Below are 17394 nucleotides of genomic sequence, written 5' to 3' on the forward strand. Positions count from 1 at the left end.
GGTCTCCCTGTCTCCCGTTGCGGCGGCAGGCGTGTGGCGATTGAGGGATGGGCCCGGGGCCGTCGACCCGCGCCGCTGCGGACAGGGGGCGGGGGTGGGTGGGTGCCGGTGACGAGGGCCGGCCCGGTCCTCCCGCCGCGAGGGAAGCCGATGGGGGCTCGGGAGTGTGCCCGTGGCGGGGCCGGGGGAGCCGCGCGGCTGTGAGGGGCGTCGGCCGCGTCGGCCCCCTCCGCCCCTCGCGCGGTGAACGGTGGGCCCTGGGCCGGCTGGCGTTCGCGGCGGGGAGGACGGGGGCCGGGGACTCAGAACAGGCGGAGTTTGTCGTCCTCGATGCCGCGGAGGGCGTCGTAGTCCAGGATGTGGCAGTTGATGCCGCGGTCGGTGGCGAGGACGCGGGCCTGGGGCTTGATCTCCTGCGCGGCGAAGACGCCGCGGACCGGCGCCAGATGGGGGTCGCGGTTCAGCAGCTCCAGGTAGCGGGTGAGCTGTTCGACGCCGTCGATCTCGCCCCGTCGCTTGATCTCCACCGCGACCGTCCCCCCGTCGGCGTCCCGGCACAGGATGTCGACCGGACCGATCGCGGTCATGTACTCGCGGCGGATGAGGGTGTATCCCTCGCCCAGGGTCTCGATGCGGTCGGCGAGCAGCTCCTGGAGGTGCGCTTCCACGCCGTCCTTGATCAGGCCGGGATCCACCCCGAGTTCGTGCGAGGAGTCGTGCAGGATCTCCTCCATCGTGATGATCAGTTTCTCGCCCGCCTTGTTGACGACGGTCCACACCCCCGCGTCCTCGCCGGTGCCCTCCTTCAGCGTGCAGGGCGGCGACATCCAGTTGAGCGGCTTGTAGGCCCGGTCGTCGGCGTGGATGGAGACGCTGCCGTCCGCCTTGACCAGGATCAGGCGCGGCGCCGAGGGAAGGTGGGCGGTGAGCCGGCCGGCGTAGTCGACCGAGCATCGGGCAATGACGAGACGCATGGTCGGCAACGCTACTCGACGCGCGCCGGTGCACGCGATCCGCCCATCCCGCTCCCTGTGGATCGCCCCAATTGTCCCTGGAAACTCTTGTTCATCCCTGGCCGATAGTGAGCATGAGCCGACCGTTCCATATACGCATTCTGCTGGTGTGGTCACCGACCGTTGCCTACCGTAGGGAACGGGAGGTTGCGGCCCCTGTACCGAGCGTGTCGGAAATCGCGAACTCCCCCATCTGTCCGCCAACCCCTGCGCTTCGGGGGTGCGAGAGGAGAACCCATGTCGCTCGACGTCTCACCGGCCCTACTCGAACAGGCCGAGCGAGGCGAGGTCGACGAAGCAGCATTCGTCGACTGCGTCCGGACCTCCCTGCCCTACGCATGGGAGATGATCAGCTCCCTGGTGGCCCAGCTGAAGGTGGACGGCGGCCCCTTCGCCGACAACCAGACGCCCCCGCCGGACGAGCAGGCGCGCGGTCAGCTGCTGCGTGCGCTCGCGAGTGACGCGATACGCGGCGCGCTGCAGCGGCACTTCGGTGTGCGGCTGGCCTTCCAGAACTGCCACCGTGTGGCGGTGTTCCCGCTGGACGCCTCGGTGGACGAGAGGCTGGCCCGCTTCACGTCGGTGCGCGCCCAGCTGCTGAACCAGTCCCCGGAACTCCGGGACTGCTGACGCGGCGGCGGCACGGCCGGGTCCGGGTCGGAGAGCCGTCGGCTTGCCGCTCCACCCCTCGGGAGGCGCACGCGTCGCCGGGGCGGCAAGCACCAGGCGGTCCCCAGGTGGTCCCGCGCCGGTTCACGGCGGGTCCCGCGCCGGTCACGGCCGGCGCGGTCAGCGCAACTGGGGCAGTACCTCCGCGCCGAGCCGCCGTAGGTTCTCCTCGGTGGCCGCGAGCTGGCCCGAGCCCTCGACCAGGAGGGCGAAGCGGGAGATCCCGGTGCGCTCCGAGGTGGCCGCGAGCCGGTCGGCGGCGAGCCGCGGGGTGCCCACCGGGTGCAGCCCGCAGAGCAGTTCCGTGTAGGCGTGCGGATCGCGCATGACCCGCTCCCGCCCGTCCACCGTCATATGGGCCGAGAGTCCCTGCCGCAGCCAGCCCGGCATCGCCTTCAGCAGGGTTTCGGCCGCGTCGGCGCGCCGGTCGGCGAGCTGGCAGACACCGGCCGAGACATGGGCGGCGCCCGCGATCTCCTCGGCCGGCCGGCCCGCCGCGCGGGCGCAGTCCCGCCACAGGGCGACCATTTCGGCCTTCTCCTCGTCCCCGACGTGCATGCCGAGCAGCATCGGCAGCCCGCGCTCGGCGGCCAGCCGCACACTCGCCGGCGAGGTGCAGGCCAGTACGACCTCGGGGCCGGGGGTGTCCGTCAGGGCGTCCGACGGGCGGGGCACGACCGGCACCTCGCGGAAGGAGTACCGCTCACCGGAGGCCGCCACCGCCGGTTCGCCCAGCCAGCGCAGCAGCAGATCGAGCGACTCCGGGAACCCGTGTTCGTACGCCTTCAGTCCCGCGCCGAACACCTCCAGGTCCACCCAGGGGCCGCCGCGCCCGACGCCCAGCGTGAACCGTCCGCCGCTGGTGACGTGGAGCAGCGCGGCCTGCTCGCCGAGGGCGACCGGGTGCGCGGTGGGCAGGACGCTGACCGCCGTGCCGACCCGGATGCGGTCGGTGCGGCCCAGCAGCAGCGCGGCCAGGGTGACCGCCGACGGGCATGTGCCGTAGGGCACGAAGTGGTGCTCGGCCAGCCATACGGCGTCCAGCCCGGCCTGCTCGGCGACCTCCGCCGAGCGGACCGCCCGGTGCAGCGCCTCGCCCGGACCCTGGCCGGGGAACTGGGCGGCCAGCACAAAAGTTCCTACGCGCATCGCAATTTCCTGCTTCCTTGGCTCCGACCCGGAGCTCCCCCACCGGGCATAACCGTCTGACACGTGCCAAGGACACGCTTCCGCAAGGAGATTTGCCGATTGTCTGCAGAATGGGTCACCCGAGAGGGAGACTTGTGGGGGTTGGTTCCGTACCCGTACCCCGGTCGGCGCCGCGTAGGCTGGATGGAGCCCGTGCTTCCTGTATAGCCCCGAGAGGTGTCCCGTGTCCCCGCGTCGCAACCGACCGAAGGCAGCCGGATCGTCGGGCCGGAGCGCCGAGGACGACCGGGCCGGCCGGTACGGCGGCTGGCAGTCCACGGAGAGCTGGCAGGGGGAGGACTGGAGCGTGCGGCACGTCGCGGGGGCCGGCGCGCAGGGCAAGAGCTACCGCTGCCCGGGCTGCGACCAGCTGATCCCCTCCGGCGTCCCGCACGTGGTGGCCTGGCCCGAGTTCGCGGGCGTCGACGACCGCAGGCACTGGCACAAGGCGTGCTGGAACGCGAAGGACCGCCGCACCACGCGGGTGCAGCGGTCCCGTAACGCGCCGAGGTTCTGAGCCGTACGGCCACACCCCGTCGTACGGCTCACCCGCCGTACGTCACATCACCCGCCGTACGTCACACGTCCCGGCTCTGCAGCAGCGCGTACGTGGCCGCGTACACCGCCGCCGTCACGCCCAGCATGATCCACAGCGGGTCCCAGCCGGACGGGCCGGACTCCGTCAGGGAGTTGGAGTAGAAGACGCTCAGCTGGTTCGGGATCGAGTACTCGAACAGCCAGTCGCGCAGCTTGTGCATCGACTCCGCGACCATGAACATCGCGATCACCAGCGGCGCCAGCACCACGCCGATCATGATGGTGATGCCGCCCGCGGAGTGCCGGATGACCGAGCCGATGAGCAGCGACAGCAGGCCGAGCAGCGCGATGTAGAGGCTGATGCCGACGGTGGCCTTCAGCCACTCCGAGCCGCTCGGGGTGCGGGCACCGGCGCTCTCCAGCATGGACACCTGGACCATCGCCACGAACGCGGACGTGACCAGGGTGAACACGAAGGCGACGGCGAAGAACACGATCGACTTGGCGGCGAGCACCCGGGCCCGGCTGGGGCACGCGGTCATCGTCGTCCGGATCATGCCCGTGCCGTACTCCGAGGCCGTGGTCAGCACGCCGAGCGTGATGATGCAGATGGAGCCGAGGAGCAGGCCGAAGAAGCCCAGCGTCAGGGGGTTCTCGCCGTCCAGGTCCGACGAGGTGGAATTGGCCGAGACCAGCGCGCCGGCGGCGAGACCGATGCCGACGACGAGCAGCACGAACACGCCGAGCGTCCACATCGTGGAGCGCACCGACCTGATCTTCGTCCACTCGGAGGCCAGCGCGTGCCCGAGGTGGGTGCGCACCACCGGGATGGGCGAGGTGTAACCGGCGTACGGCCCGCCAGGCGCCCGCCACTCGGGCGCGGCGGCCGGGGCCTGCGGCATCGGGGGCTGCGGGGTGCTCATCGGGCGTCCTCGGGCTGGGTCGTCGGGGCGGCGGAGACGGGGGCGTCGGCGGGTGCCGGAGAGGCATCGGCCGGGGCCGGGGGAGCGGCGGGGGCCGGGGGAGCGGCGGCCGGCGCCTGCTGCGGCGCGGGCGGGGCGGCGGGCGCGGCCGGAGCCTGCGGCGCGGCCGGCTTGGTCAGCAGCGTCGGCTGGTCCCGCACCACGGGGGCGGCGGAAGGAGCCGGGCCGGCGGAAGGAGCCGGGGCGGCGGAAGGAGCCGGTGCGGCGGGCTGGGCCGGGGCGGCCGGCTGGGCGTACGGATTGGCCGTACCCGCCCCCGGGCCCGGAGCGCCGTACCCGTTCGCCGGGGCGCCCGGCGCGTTCCCCGGTGCGACCCCGTACGGGCCGCCGCCCGGAGGCATCGCGAAGGCCTGGCCGCCCTGCTGCGGCGGCGGTGGGGCGTACCAGCCGGGCTGGCCCTGGCCGGGGACCGGCACGGGCGGCTGGGCGCCGGGCGGCAGCGGCTGCTGGAGGCCCGCCTTCTGGTCGACGGTCGAGCGGTAGTCCACGGCGGCCTGGGTCATCCGCATGTACGCCTCCTCCAGCGAGGCCTGGTGCGGGGACAGCTCCCACAGCCGGACGCCCGCCTCGTGCGCGAGGTCGCTGATGCGGGGCAGCGGCAGCCCGGTCACCCGCAGCGCGCCGTCCTGCTCGGGCAGCACGTGCCCGCCCGCCTCGGCGAGCGCGGCGCTGAGCTTCTCCCGCAGCTGCGGCTCGGTGTCGGGGGTGCGCACGCGCGCGAAGTCGGCCGAGTTCGCCGAGATGAAGTCCGTCACGCTCATGTCGGCGAGCAGCTGACCGCGTCCGATCACGATGAGGTGGTCGGCGGTCAGCGCCATCTCGCTCATCAGATGGGAGGAGACGAAGACCGTACGGCCCTCCGCCGCCAGCGCCCTCATCAGGTTGCGGACCCACAGGATGCCCTCGGGGTCGAGGCCGTTGACCGGCTCGTCGAAGAGCAGCACCTGCGGGTCGCCGAGCAGCGCGGCGGCGATGCCGAGGCGCTGGCCCATGCCCAGGGAGAAGCCCTTGGAGCGCTTCTTGGCCACGTCCTGGAGACCGACCACGCCCAGCACCTCGTCCACCCGGCGGGCCGGGATGCCCGACAGCTGGGCGAGGCTCAGCAGGTGGTTGCGGGCGGACCGGCCGCCGTGCACGGCCTTGGCGTCGAGCAGCGCGCCGACCTGCCGGGGTGCGTTGGGCAGCTTGCGGTACGGATAGCCGCCGATGGTGACCGATCCGGAGGTGGGGTTGTCCAGCCCGAGGATCATCCGCATCGTCGTGGACTTGCCCGAGCCGTTGGGCCCGAGGAAGCCGGTCACGGCGCCTGGCCGCACCTGGAAGGAAAGGTTGTACACGGCGGTCTTGTCGCCGTAGCGCTTGGTCAGGCCGACAGCCTCGATCATGCTCCGCACCCATCGGAAAGGTTCAGGAAGGCGGGGCACACGCCCCCGTAAGGGTTAGGAGGATATCCAGGCGCTGACGGTTCCGCCCAAGAGAACGTAAAGCCGGGACGGCGCGCGGGCCCGGCCGCCGGGGCTGCCGGGCGTCCCGGCGCCCGGGGCGGTCGCAGCCGCCCGCCGCCGCGGCGAGCACCCGCAGGGCCGAGCGCCCGAGCCCGGCCCGGGGACCACAGGGTGTGTCATCGCCCAGCCGGGAGACCACCCGCGGGCCGAGGGGGCCCGCAGGCCGGGCGGCCGGGGTATGCTCCAGCCTCCTTGATCATCGGGACATGACAGGGTCGGGGGAGACACGGGGGAGAGCCGGCAGACCGCGCGTGCCCTGGCGCGGGGGCCTCGCGGTGCCGGCCGAGGGGGCCGCCGCCGGGCTCGCGGTGGAGCTACCGCGCCGAGCACGTATCCGGCTGCGACCCGCGCGACGGGCGGCGGCTGCGGCACGGGCGGCGGGCGGCGGCTGCGGCACGCGGGCACGGCGGGCGTCGCCAGCCCGGTGCCGGCGGACCACGGCCGGGTGGTCGTACTCGGCGGTAATAGGCCCCTGTTCCCCCTCGACGCGGCCCACGGGGACACCATCGGGGAGGACGGCGGCAGCACGGTCCGTGCCACCCGGCCCGCCCCGGTCGCCCACCCAGCCGCTGCGAGCGGACGGCACCTGGGTGGTGGTCAACGGTGACGGCACCGACGAACCGCCCCTGCACGGGCTGCGTCCGTGAACGGCGAAGGGGCGGCGGGACCGGCCCCGCCGCCCCTTCACCTGCCGGTGCCCACGGCTACCGGGACTGCTGTGCCGGAACGCTCCGGGAGACCGGCTCGTCGTCGCTGGACGTGCCGGCCGCGGCCACCGCGGCGCCGGTCAGCGTGGCCAGCATCTCGCGGACGTTCGTCAGCTGCGCGTTGATGCTGTCGCGGCGGTTGGTGAGCGCCGCCAGCTCGCGCTCGGACTCCGAACGGATCCGGTCCGCCTTGGCGTTGGCGTCGGCCACGATGTCCTCGGCCTGCCGCTGGGCGGTCTCCACCGTCTGCCGGGCCCGGCGCTCGGCGTCGGTGCGCAGCTTCTCCGCCTCCAGGCGCAGCTGCTCGGCCCGGTGCTCGATCTCGGCGAGCCGCTTCTCCGCCTTCTGCTGACGCGACGCCAGATCCCGCTCGGACTGCTCGCGCCGCTTGGCCAGGTTGGTCTCGAAGTCGGCGGCGGCCTGCGCGGCCTTGGCGCGGGTCTCCTCGAAGAGGGCCTCCGCCTCCTCCCGCTTGGACTGCGCGTCCTTCTGTGCCTCGGTGCGCAGCTGGGCCGCGTCGGCCTTGGCCTTCTCGACGATCCGGACGCCCTCGTCCTCGGCCTTGGCCTTGCGCTCGGCCGCGTACGCCTCGGCGTCGTTGCGGACCTGCTGGGCCGCCGACTCGGCGAGGTCGCGGTGCTGCTCGGCCGCCCGCCGGGCCTCCTCACGCAGCTCCTTGGCCTCTTCCTCGGCCAGCCGCAGGATCTTCTCGACTCGCGCGCCGAGACCCGCGTACGACGGCTCGGCGTCCGTGATCTGGGCCTGGGCGTTCTGCGTCTCGAGGTGCAACTCCTCGATGCGCTTCTCCAGGGCGGTGATCCGGGCGAGAGCACTGTCACGGTCGGAGACGAGCTTGGAGATTCGTTCGTCCACCTGAGCGCGGTCGTATCCACGCCGCACAAGCTCGAAGCCGTAGGGGGAAGTGTCGCTCATGGGGTTCCTGTCGAATGAGACCGGTGAGTGAGGTGATAAAAGGAATCCTAGGCGCCGCAGCGGTGTGTCATCGAGCGGATACGGTTTTGATCTGGAGAATGGCACCTCTTTCGAGTGGCCCACCGCCGGACGGCCGGCCGAGGAGATGGGCAAAGCCACCAGAAAACACCGGAATCCTCCCTGAACGCTAGCCCTCTGACGCCTTGCCACCCGAACGGGGGGCGCCCACCGAGGCGCCCGCCTTGACCCCGCCGTCCTTGCCGGACGCGGGCGCGTCGAGGGACCCCAGTGCCTCCAGGACGTCCTGCACCCGGGAGATCTCGGCGTTGATGTCCTCGCGCCGGCGCATCAGGATCTCCAGCTCCCGCTTGCCCTCGTCGACGGTGCGCCGCGCCTCGCGGATCGCCTCCGCCTTCAGTTCCTCGGCCTCCTCCACCGTACGCCGTGCGTCGCGGACCGCCTCGGCCTTCAGCTCCTCGGCCTCCTTGACCAGGCGGGCCTTCTTCTGCTCGGCCTCCTTGAGCAGACCCTCCGCCTTCTTCACCGCGGCGATCCGCACCTTGCCCGCCTCGGAGCCGGCCTCCGAGACCAGCTCCTTGGCCTTCGCCTCGGCCTTCGCCAGCTGCTCCTCGGCGGCCTTGATGAGCGCGTCGCAGCGGTCGCCGGTCGACTTCATCGTCTCGGCGGCCTCGCGGCGGGCCCGCTCGTGCAGCTCCTCGATCTCCGTGGTGATCCGGCTCTGCAGCTCCTCGGCGCGCTCCCTTATCGCGGTGGCGTCCCGGCGCGCGCCGACCAACAGCTCGTCCGCGTCCGTACGGGCCTTCTCCACCACCGAGTTGCCCTCGATGGTCGCCTCGGCGACGATCCGCTCGGCCTCGCTGCGGGCCGCGCCCACCATCGCGTCGGCCTGCGACTCGGCGTCCGCCGTGGTCTTCAGGGCCTGCGCCTGCGCCTCGGCGAGCAGCTTGTCGGCCTCCGCCGTGGTCTCCGTGATGAGCTTGTCGACCTGCTCGGCCGCCTCCGAACGCCGCTTGTTGGCGTCCTTGCGGGCCTCGTCCAGGGTCCGTTCGGCCTCCTCGCGCGCGGAGCTGACGAGCCGTTCGGCCTCGGCCTCGGCGTCCGCCTTCGTGCGCTCGGCCTCCGCCCGCACCCGCTTGGCGTGCGCCTGCGCGGAACCGACCGTCTCGGCGGCCTCCGCCCGCAGCCGCTCGGCGTCGCCGGTGGCGTCCCCGACCAGCTGCTCGGCGTTCGCCACCGCCTCCGTGCGCACCCGGTCCGCCTCGGCCAGCGCCTCGGTGCGCACCCGCTCGGCTTCCGCGGCGGTCTCCGTCTGGAGCCGTTCGGCCTCGCTGCGGGCCTCGGTGATGAGGGTGTCGGCCTGGGTGGCGGCGTCCGAGCGGATGCGGTTGGCGTCCTGGCGGGCCTCCGCCCGGGTACGCGTCGCCGCCTCGTCGGCCTCGGTGAGCGTCCGGGACGCCTCCGTACGGATCCGCTCCGCCTCGGCGGCCGTCTCGCTCCGCAGCCGCTCGGCCTCCGTCACCGCCTCGGTGCGCACCCGCTCGGCTTCCGCGGCGGTCTCCGTCTGGAGCCGTTCGGCCTCGCTGCGGGCCTCGGTGATGAGGGTGTCGGCCTGGGTGGCGGCGTCCGAGCGGATGCGGTTGGCGTCCTCGCGGGCGTCCGCCCGGGTACGGGCCGCCGCCTGGTCCGCCTCGGCGAGCGCGTCCGACGCCTCGGTACGCACCCGCTGCGCGTACTCGCCCGCGTCCGCGCGCAGCCGCTCGGCCTCGGCGATCGCCTCCGCCGTCGTCCGCTCGGCCAGCGCCTTCGCGGCCTCCGTCTCCTCGTGCGCCTCGCGCCGGATCCGGGCCGCGTCCTCGCCGGCCCGCTCCCGCTCGGCGTAGGCGTCGGAGCGGACCCGGTCCGCCTCCTCCTCGGCCTCCCGCCGGGTACGGTCCGCCGCGTGCTCGGCGGCCGAGCGCAGCCCGGCGATCTCCTCCTGCGCCTGCTCGTGCAGCCCGGCGACGGAGTCCCGGACCTGCTGGGCGTGCTGCTCGGCCGCGGCGACCATCTCGCCGGCCCGCCGGTCGGCCTCCTCCACCAGCCGGGTCGCCTCGGCCTGCGCCTCCTCGACCCGCTTGCGGGCGGCGGCCAGCAGCTCCTCGCTCTGCTCCCGGGCCCGCTGCCGCTCCTGGTCGGCCTCCTCGCGGGCGGCCCCGAGCAGTTCCTCGGCCTCGCGGCGGCGCCGGGCGGCCTCCTCCTGCGCGGCGGCCAGCGTTTCGGATGCCTCGGCGCCCAGCCGCTCGGCGGCGGCCTGCGCCTCCGCGCGCACCCGGTCGGCGGTGTCCTGCGCCTCCGTCCTCAGCCGCTCCGCCTCCGCGGCTGCCTCCGACCGCAGCCGCACGGCGAGGGCCTCGCCCTCGGCGCGGGAGGCGGACGCGTCGGACGCGGCCTCGGTGCGCAGCCGCTCGGCCTCGGCCTCGGCCTGCTGCTGGAGCGTACGGATCCGCTCGGCGGCCTCCGCGCGCAGCCGCTCGCTCTCCTCGGCGGTCTCCCGGCGGATCCGGGCGGCCTCCTCGCGGGCGTCGGCGAGGGCCTGCTCGGCCGACGCCAGCCGCTCCTGCGCCTCCGTCTGCAGCCGGGACAGCTCCTCGGCGGTCTCGGCCCGGCGGGCCTCGACGGCCTTCTCGGTCTCCTCGCGCAGCTCCCGCGCCGCCTTCTCGGCGTCCGCGCGGGCCGTCTCGGCCTGCTCGGCGGCCTCCGCGCGCAGCCGCTCGGCCTCCTCGCGGGCGCGCTCCAGGGTCTCCTCGGCCTGCCGGCGCAGCGCGGTGGCGCGCTCGGCGGCCTCCGTACGGACCTTCTCGCTGTCGGCGGTCGCGGTCTGCCGCAGCTCCTCGGCGTCCGCCTTGGCCTTGCCCAGCAGCTCCTCGGCGGACCTGGCCGCCTCCTCGATCTTGGCGACGGCCTCGCGGCGGGCCTCGGCGCGGATCGACTCGCCCTCGGACACCGCGTCGGCGCGCAACTGCTCGGCCTCGCCGCGCAGCCGGCGGGCCTCCTCCTGGAGCGCGACCGTCTTGGCCCGGTACTCCTTGGTGTCGTCCTTGGCCGCGCCCTTGAGCTGCTCGGCGATGTCGTGCGCCTCGGCGCGCAGCCGGTCCGCCTCCGCCTCGGCCTCGGAACGGATCCGCTCGGCCTCCTCGGCGGCGGCCCGGGTCGTCTTCCGGGCGTCCTCCGACGCCTTGTTGAGCACGTCCTCGGCGGTCTTGGCCGCCTTGGACAGCTGGGTGGCCGTCTCCTCGGCGGCGATCGTACGGGCCTTCTCGGCAGCCTCGGCGACGATCTTCTCGGCCTCGGCGCGGGCGTCCGCGACCAGCTGCTCGGCCTCGGAGCGGGTGTGCTCGGCCTCCTTGGTGGCCTCCTCGACCAGCCGGGCGACCTGCTCCTTGGCGGTGCGCGTCCGCGTCTCGTTGGCGGCCTCGGCGCTCGACAGGGCCTTGGCGGCGGCCTCCTTCGCCTCGGTGACCACCTTCTCGGCCTCGGTCTGCGCCTTGCGTAGCGCCTCCTCGGCCGCCGCCATCCGCTCCTCGGCGGCCCGGCTCAGCTCGGCGGCCTGCCGGCGGGCCGCGTCCGACTCGGTGACCGTAGCGGTGCGCAGCTGCTCGGCGTGCTCGGTGGCCTCCTGCGCCTGCGTGGAGGCCGCGTTCAGCAGCCGCTCGGCGTCCGCGCGGGCCCGGCGCAGGATCTGGTCGGCCTCGGCGCGGGCGGCCTCGGCCTCGTCGCGCAGCCGCTCCCGGGCCTGACGGGTCAGCCGCTCGGCCTCCTCGCGGGCGGCGGCCAGCGCCTGCTCGGCCTCCGCGCGGGACTCCTCCAGCAGCCGGCGGGCCTGCTGCTCGGTGCGGGCGCGCAACTGCTCCGCCCACGCCACGTTCTCGTTGACGTGCGACTCGACGGTGGCGCGGCGCTCGGCCAGCTCCTGGTCGAGCTGCTGGCGCCGGGTCACCGCCTCCTGGTGCAGCTCCGCCTGGAGCCGGGCGGCCTGCTCGGCGTGCTCCTGGAGGATGCGCTGGGTCTGCGCGCGGGCCTGGCTCAGCTCCCGCTCGGCGTCCTGGCGCAGCTGCTCGGCCTGCATCTGGGCGTTACGGAGCAACTGCTCGGCCTGGTAACCGATGTCGCCGCCGTCATAGGCGGGCCGGGTCATGAGGGTACGGCGCGCCTCGTGCAGCTTGGCGCGCAGCACCTCGACCTGGTAGCCGAGGTCCTCGGCGTGCTGGATCGCCTTCTCCCGCTCGGTCCTCAGCCGCTTCATCTCGGCCTCGAACCGAGAGAGGTGGTCGACGTCAGCCGCCGGCTCTCGCTCCTGGCTCTCGTAGCCCCGCACTGCGCGGTCCCATCCGTCCCCTGGTCAGCTTCTCCAACGAGCTCCGTCCAACCGCCGAACGGGGCCCCCGGGGAAGGGTGTCGGACAGACGGCGGAACACGGGCTGCTGCCCCGACGCTCGCCCCCGAAACCCGGGCCCCGGCTCGGTCCCGCCCGCAACGGCAGGACCCGGTCGCCCCGGTTGACGGGACGACCGCCCCCAACCCTACCGGCCCTTATGTACGGGGGTCAGTGCTCGGGCGACTCAACAGGGGCCGAAGTGACCAGTTCTGTGAGGACACCGTGGCAGTCCTTGGGGTGCAGGAACGTGATCCGCGACCCCATGGAGCCGCGCCGGGGCTCGTCGTAGAGCACCCGCACGCCCTTGCCCCGGATCTCCTCGGAGTCGGCGTCCACGTCCGCGGTGCCGAAGGCGATGTGGTGGACGCCCTCCCCGTTCTTCGCGAGCCACTTGGCGACCGTGGAGTCCTCGCGGACCGGTTCCAGCAGCTGGAGGTAGGAGGCGCCGCCGTCGGAGGTGCCGTTGATCCGGAGCATGGCCTCGCGCACGCCCTGCTCCTCGTTGACCTCGGTGTGGAACACCTCGAAGCCGTACGTGGCCCGGTAGAACTCGACGGTCGCGTCGAGGTCGTGGCAGGCGATCCCGATGTGGTCGATTCGCGTCAGCATGGATTCAGTGCAGCGCTCCCCGGGTGGTTACGCAACGTGCGCGCGATCACACCGACGGGCCGATGACGGCATGTCCAACCGCTCAGTACATTCGAAGTAAACCCTCGTTCACTCCTCGGCTGCGCGCAGCTGGAAGGGGATCGCACCTCATGTCTTCTGGAACGACCAGCTCGGTGATCGTCGCGGGCGCCCGCACGCCCATGGGGCGGCTGCTGGGCTCCCTGAAGTCCTTCTCCGGAGCCGACCTCGGCGGCTTCGCGATCAAGGCCGCCCTCGACCGTGCGGGCATCGGCGGCGACCAGGTGCAGTACGTGATCATGGGCCAGGTGCTGCAGGCCGGCGCCGGCCAGATCCCGGCCCGCCAGGCCGCCGTCAAGGCCGGCATCCCGATGAACGTGCCGGCGCTCACCGTCAACAAGGTGTGCCTCTCCGGCCTCGACGCCATCGCCCTCGCCGACCAGCTGATCCGCGCCGGCGAGTTCGACATCGTCGTGGCGGGCGGCCAGGAGTCCATGACCAACGCCCCGCACCTGCTGCCGGGCTCCCGCGAGGGCTACAAGTACGGCGCGCTCCAGATGCTCGACGCGATGGCCCACGACGGCCTGACCGACCCGTGGGAGAACGTCCCGATGGGCGAGTCCACCGAGAAGCACAACACCCGCCTCGGCATCAAGCGCCCCGAGCAGGACGAGATCGCCGCCCTGTCCCACCAGCGGGCCGCCGCCGCCCAGAAGAACGGCCTGTTCGAGGCCGAGATCACCCCGGTGGAGATCCCGCAGCGCAAGGGCGACCCGGTGCTGTTCAGCAAGGACGAGGGCATCCGCGCCGACACCACCGTGGAGTCCCTGGGCAAGCTGCGCCCGGCCTTCGCCAAGGACGGCACGATCACCGCCGGCTCCTCCTCGCAGATCTCCGACGGCGCCGCCGCCGTGGTCGTGATGAGCAAGGCCAAGGCCGAGGAACTGGGCCTTCAGTGGCTCGCCGAGATCGGCGCGCACGGCAATGTGGCCGGCCCCGACAACTCCCTCCAGTCGCAGCCGTCCAACGCCATCCGGCACGCGCTGGAGAAGGAGGGCCTGGACGTCTCCGACCTCGACCTGATCGAGATCAACGAGGCCTTCGCCGCGGTCGCCGTGCAGTCAATGAAGGACCTCGGCGTGTCCACGGAAAAGGTGAACGTCAACGGCGGCGCCATCGCGCTGGGCCACCCGATCGGCATGTCCGGCGCCCGCCTCGTGCTGCACTTGGCGCTGGAGCTCAAGCGCCGGGGCGGCGGGGTCGGGGCCGCCGCGCTGTGCGGCGGCGGCGGCCAGGGCGACGCGCTGATCGTGCGGGTGCCGAAGGCCTGAGAACCCGTAGGTCCCTTCCGGTACGTCGGTGAAGTGAACGGAGCTGTGATGCAGGACGTCTCCTCTCTGGTGGCCCAGGCCAGGGAAGGCCGGCCGCGGGCCGTGGCCCGGTTGATCTCCCTGGTGGAGGGGGCGTCACCGCAGCTCAGGGAGGTCATGGCGGCGCTGGCCCCGCTGACCGGCAACGCCTATGTGGTGGGCCTGACCGGCTCGCCCGGCGTCGGCAAGTCGACCTCCACCTCCGCGTTGGTCACCGCCTACCGCAAGCAGGGCAGGAGGGTCGGCGTCCTGGCCGTCGACCCGTCCTCGCCGTTCTCCGGCGGCGCCCTGCTCGGCGACCGGGTCCGGATGTCCGACCACGCCTCCGACCCCGGCGTCTACATCCGCTCCATGGCCACCCGCGGCCACCTCGGCGGGCTGGCCTGGGCCGCCCCGCAGGCCATCCGGGTGCTGGACGCGGCGGGCTGCGACGTGATCCTGGTCGAGACGGTCGGCGTCGGCCAGTCCGAGGTCGAGATCGCCTCCCAGGCCGACACCAGCGTGGTGCTGCTCGCCCCGGGCATGGGTGACGGCATCCAGGCCGCGAAGGCCGGGATCCTGGAGATCGGCGACGTCTACGTGGTCAACAAGGCCGACCGGGACGGCGCCGACGCCACCGCCCGCGAGCTGAACCACATGCTGGGCCTGGGCGAGGCCCGCGGTCCCGGTGACTGGCGTCCGCCCATCGTCAAGACCGTCGCCGCCCGCGCCGAGGGCGTCGACGAGGTCGTGGAGGCCCTGGAGAAGCACCGGGCCTGGATGGAGGAGCGGGGCGTCCTCGCCGAGCGCCGCGCGGCCCGCGCGGCCCGCGAGGTGGAGACCATCGCCGTCACCGCGCTGCGCGAACGCATCGGCGACCTGCACGGCGACCGCCGGCTCGGCGCCCTGGCCGAACGCATCGTCGCCGGCGAACTGGACCCCTACCGCGCGGCGGACGAACTGGTCGCGGGACTGACCCAGGGCTGAACCCTGGCCGGTCCGGTGATCACACTGCTACCGTGACCGGCATGTTCCTCCTCATGGCGTAGGGCACACCCGGGCGAACGGGGCCGCACAGCCGGCCACCCGCCCCCAGGTGTTCCCTTTTCCGCCTCCCACAGAGGAACTCCCGCGTGCCCACGCCCCCTTCGCGGCCCTCGTACGCCGCCGTGCTCCGCGTGCCCCAGGCCCGCCGCACCTTCACCGCCGCCCTGACGGCCCGCCTCTCCTACGGCACGGCGGGCCTGGCGGTGCCGCTGTCCGTCACCGGCGCCACCGGCTCCTGGGCCGTCTCCGGCGCCGTGCTGTCCCTGTTCGGCGCCACCACGGTCCTGCTGCTGCCGCTGCGCGCCGCCCTCGTCGACCGCCACGGCCCGCGCCGCACCCTGCTGCCCATGTCGGTCCTCTACGGCGCCCTGCTGGCCGTCCTGGCCGCCCTGACCTGGCGCCCGGGCGCCCCGGCGGCGGCCGTCGCCGGGGCCGCCGCGCTCGCGGGCTGCTGCGCCCCGCCGCTGGGGCCGGTCATGCGCGCCGTGTGGTCGCGACTGATGCCGGACGACGCCCTGTTGTGGCGCGCCTACAGCCTCGACGGCGTCGCCGAGGAACTGCTGTACGTCTCCGGGCCGGCGCTGGTCGGCGCCCTCCTCGGCGTCACCCCGCCGGCCGCCGGAATCCTGCTGAGCGCCGCCCTGAACGTGGCCGGCACCTGCGTCTTCGTCACCTCCCCGGCGCTCACCGGCCCGCGCCGCCCCGCCGTCCGCCGGGCACGGCCCGTCCCGGTACGGGGCCTGCTGCCGGCGGTCGTGGTCGCACTGGGTCTCGGGCTGGCCCTCAGCGCCGTGGAACTGCTGGTGCTGGCCTTCGCCGCGGCCCACTCCTACGGCACCGCGCCGGTCCCCTGGGTGCTGGGCGCCCTCTCGGCGGGCAGCGCGCTCGGCGGGCTCGTGGGCGGTGCGGTGCGCCGGCGCGGGGCCGCCCGGGCCCGGCTGTACCGGCTCGCGGCGGCCTTCGGCCTGGTGCTGGCGGCGGCGGGCCTGGCCCCCGGCCTGTGGACCCTGTCGGGGGTGCTGGCCCTCGCGGGCGCCTTCCTCGCCCCCGCGATGACGGCCGCGTACGTCCTGGCCGACGAGACGGCGACGGAGGACACCCGCACCCGGGCCGGCGCCTGGGTGAACGCCGGTGTGAACGCGGGAAGCTCGGCCGGCGCCCTGGCGGCCGGCCTGCTGATCGACCGCCTCCCCCTCCCCCTGTGCTTCGCCCTGGCAGGCGCCACCGCCCTGACAGCGGCCACATCCGCCGCAGCGGTCACCGGCTGGGCGAGCCGGGTGCGTTCGGCGGTGAGCGGGGCGGGCAGGGACGGCGCCGGCCGGGCCGGCCGGGCTGAGGACACGGGCGGGGCCGGGGAGCCGAGGACGTCGGCCGGGCCGACGGTGCGGGCCGGGTGACGCGGGCGGCGGAGCCGGCACCCGGCGGGTGCCGGTGAGCGATTCCGGCCCCACCCGGTGGACGCCGGTGAGCGGAGCGGCCTCGCCTGGCGGGTGTCGGTGGGTGGGCTGGCTCTGTCTGGCGGGTGCCGGTGAGCGGGGCGTCCCTGCCCGGTGGACGTCGGTGAGCGGAGCGGCCTCGCCTGGCGGGTGTCGGTGGGTGGGCTGGCTCTGTCTGGCGGGTGCCGGTGAGCGGGGCGTCCCTGCCCGGTGGACGTCGGTGAGCGGAGCGGCCCCGCCTGGCGGGTGCCGGTGAGCGGGGCGTCCCTGCCCGGTGGACGCCGGTGAACGGAGCGGCCTCGCCCGGCGGGTGTCGGTGGGTGGGCTGGCTCTGTCTGGCGGGTGCCGGTGAGCGGGGCGCCCCTGCCCGGTGGACGCCGGTGAGCGGAGCGGCCTCGCCTGGCGGGTGTCGGTGGGTGGGCTGGCTCTGTCTGGCGGGTGCCGGTGAGCGGGGCGTCCCTGCCCGGTGGACGCCGGTGAGCGGAGCGGCCCCGCCTGGCGGGTGCCGGTGAGTGGGCCGTCCCTGCCCGGTGAGTTCCGGCAGGCGGGACCCGTCCCTGCCCGGTGAGTTCCGGCAAGCGGACCCCTCCCCGCCCGGCAAGAAGGCCGTCCCCCGCCCGGCAGGAGGGCTGTCCCCCGCCCGGGGGACCTCGGCGGGTGCCCCGCCCGTGCCCGGTGGACGTGGGCGGGGCACATGACCTCACCCGGCGGGTCCCGGTAGGCGGCCCGGCCTCCGCCCGCGGAGTACCGCAGCCCGGAGCCGCCCGGCCCCCGCCCGGGGAGTGCCGCAGCCCGCCCGGCAGGAGGGCCGTTCCCTGCCCGGGGAGTGCCGCAGCCCGGAGCCGCCCGGCCCCCGCCCGGGGAGTGCCGCAGCCCCGCCCGGCAGGAGGGCCGTTCCCCGTCCGGGGAGTGCCGCAGCCCGGGGCCGCCCGGCAGGTGCCCGCGTCCGGTCCCCGCCCGGTGGG

The 17394-nt window shown here is 74.4% G+C and carries 12 protein-coding genes; 5 read left to right on the forward strand and 7 right to left on the reverse strand.

The window, feature by feature from the left end; genetic code table 11:
* Window positions 1-302: 302 nt before the first annotated feature.
* Window positions 303-974: an endonuclease NucS gene (gene nucS / locus AB0E62_RS25915; protein ID WP_362198375.1), complete on the reverse strand. Its 672-nt coding sequence runs from the start codon at window positions 972-974 to the stop codon at window positions 303-305.
* Between the two features lie 276 nt (window positions 975-1250).
* Here nucS and AB0E62_RS25920 point away from each other — a divergent pair, with 276 nt between their 5' ends.
* Window positions 1251-1643: an SCO5389 family protein gene (locus tag AB0E62_RS25920; RefSeq protein WP_030610147.1), complete on the forward strand. Its 393-nt coding sequence runs from the start codon at window positions 1251-1253 to the stop codon at window positions 1641-1643.
* A gap of 159 nt (window positions 1644-1802) precedes the next feature.
* Here AB0E62_RS25920 and AB0E62_RS25925 read toward each other — a convergent pair whose 3' ends face one another.
* The gene (locus AB0E62_RS25925) at window positions 1803-2831 is read right to left on the reverse strand and encodes an LLM class flavin-dependent oxidoreductase (RefSeq protein ID WP_362198379.1); all 1029 of its coding nucleotides are present in this window, start codon (window positions 2829-2831) and stop codon (window positions 1803-1805) included.
* Window positions 2832-3054: 223 nt separating this feature from the next.
* Between AB0E62_RS25925 and AB0E62_RS25930 the strand changes: the two genes are divergently transcribed.
* The gene (locus AB0E62_RS25930) at window positions 3055-3387 is read left to right on the forward strand and encodes an ATP/GTP-binding protein (RefSeq protein WP_362198382.1); all 333 of its coding nucleotides are present in this window, start codon (window positions 3055-3057) and stop codon (window positions 3385-3387) included.
* Between the two features lie 61 nt (window positions 3388-3448).
* Here the strand turns inward: AB0E62_RS25930 and AB0E62_RS25935 are convergent, their stop codons facing one another.
* The 5 genes from AB0E62_RS25935 to mce form a co-directional block, all read right to left on the reverse strand.
* Entirely contained in the window at window positions 3449-4330 is an 882-nt protein-coding gene (locus AB0E62_RS25935) for an ABC transporter permease (protein ID WP_362198385.1), read from the reverse strand.
* On the reverse strand, window positions 4327-5775 hold the full coding sequence (locus AB0E62_RS25940) for an ATP-binding cassette domain-containing protein (protein WP_362198388.1): 1449 nt from the start codon (window positions 5773-5775) through the stop codon (window positions 4327-4329). Before AB0E62_RS25940 ends, AB0E62_RS25935 begins: the two co-directional genes overlap by 4 nt.
* An 824-nt stretch (window positions 5776-6599) precedes the next feature.
* Entirely contained in the window at window positions 6600-7535 is a 936-nt protein-coding gene (locus AB0E62_RS25945; protein ID WP_189756319.1) for a cellulose-binding protein, read from the reverse strand.
* Window positions 7536-7722: 187 nt separating this feature from the next.
* Window positions 7723-11910, reverse strand: a complete 4188-nt coding sequence (gene scy / locus AB0E62_RS25950; RefSeq protein WP_362198391.1) for a polarized growth protein Scy — start codon at window positions 11908-11910, stop codon at window positions 7723-7725.
* Window positions 11911-12138: 228 nt separating this feature from the next.
* On the reverse strand, window positions 12139-12579 hold the full coding sequence (gene mce, locus AB0E62_RS25955) for a methylmalonyl-CoA epimerase (RefSeq protein ID WP_181797084.1): 441 nt from the start codon (window positions 12577-12579) through the stop codon (window positions 12139-12141).
* 149 nt (window positions 12580-12728) lie between these two features.
* On the opposite strand from mce, the gene AB0E62_RS25960 reads away from it, so the two are divergent.
* The 3 genes from AB0E62_RS25960 to AB0E62_RS25970 all read left to right on the forward strand — a co-directional run bounded on the left by AB0E62_RS25960 (window position 12729) and on the right by AB0E62_RS25970 (window position 16390).
* Complete coding sequence (locus tag AB0E62_RS25960) at window positions 12729-13928, forward strand: acetyl-CoA C-acetyltransferase (protein ID WP_362198395.1); 1200 nt, start codon at window positions 12729-12731, stop codon at window positions 13926-13928.
* Window positions 13929-13976: 48 nt separating this feature from the next.
* Window positions 13977-14933 carry a methylmalonyl Co-A mutase-associated GTPase MeaB gene (gene meaB / locus AB0E62_RS25965; RefSeq protein ID WP_362198398.1) on the forward strand — a complete coding sequence of 319 codons (957 nt, stop codon included), beginning with the start codon at window positions 13977-13979 and terminating at the stop codon, window positions 14931-14933.
* 146 nt (window positions 14934-15079) lie between these two features.
* Window positions 15080-16390 (forward strand): MFS transporter, encoded by a 1311-nt coding sequence (locus AB0E62_RS25970; RefSeq protein ID WP_362198401.1) that lies wholly within the window; start codon window positions 15080-15082, stop codon window positions 16388-16390.
* Window positions 16391-17394: the final 1004 nt, after the last annotated feature.

Source organism: Streptomyces sp. NPDC038707 (assembly GCF_040636485.1).
Classification (GTDB): domain Bacteria; phylum Actinomycetota; class Actinomycetes; order Streptomycetales; family Streptomycetaceae; genus Streptomyces.

What these genes read in the sequence shown, in the direction of transcription:
- nucS (WP_362198375.1), bottom strand. Translation starts at nt 974, where the DNA reads ATGCGTCTCGTCATTGCCCGATGCTCGGTCGACTACGCCGGCCGGCTC.
- AB0E62_RS25920 (WP_030610147.1), top strand. Translation starts at nt 1,251, where the DNA reads ATGTCGCTCGACGTCTCACCGGCCCTACTCGAACAGGCCGAGCGAGGC.
- AB0E62_RS25925 (WP_362198379.1), bottom strand. Translation starts at nt 2,831, where the DNA reads ATGCGCGTAGGAACTTTTGTGCTGGCCGCCCAGTTCCCCGGCCAGGGT.
- AB0E62_RS25935 (WP_362198385.1), bottom strand. Translation starts at nt 4,330, where the DNA reads ATGAGCACCCCGCAGCCCCCGATGCCGCAGGCCCCGGCCGCCGCGCCC.
- AB0E62_RS25940 (WP_362198388.1), bottom strand. Translation starts at nt 5,775, where the DNA reads ATGATCGAGGCTGTCGGCCTGACCAAGCGCTACGGCGACAAGACCGCC.
- AB0E62_RS25945 (WP_189756319.1), bottom strand. Translation starts at nt 7,535, where the DNA reads ATGAGCGACACTTCCCCCTACGGCTTCGAGCTTGTGCGGCGTGGATAC.
- mce (WP_181797084.1), bottom strand. Translation starts at nt 12,579, where the DNA reads ATGCTGACGCGAATCGACCACATCGGGATCGCCTGCCACGACCTCGAC.
- AB0E62_RS25960 (WP_362198395.1), top strand. Translation starts at nt 12,729, where the DNA reads ATGTCTTCTGGAACGACCAGCTCGGTGATCGTCGCGGGCGCCCGCACG.
- meaB (WP_362198398.1), top strand. Translation starts at nt 13,977, where the DNA reads ATGCAGGACGTCTCCTCTCTGGTGGCCCAGGCCAGGGAAGGCCGGCCG.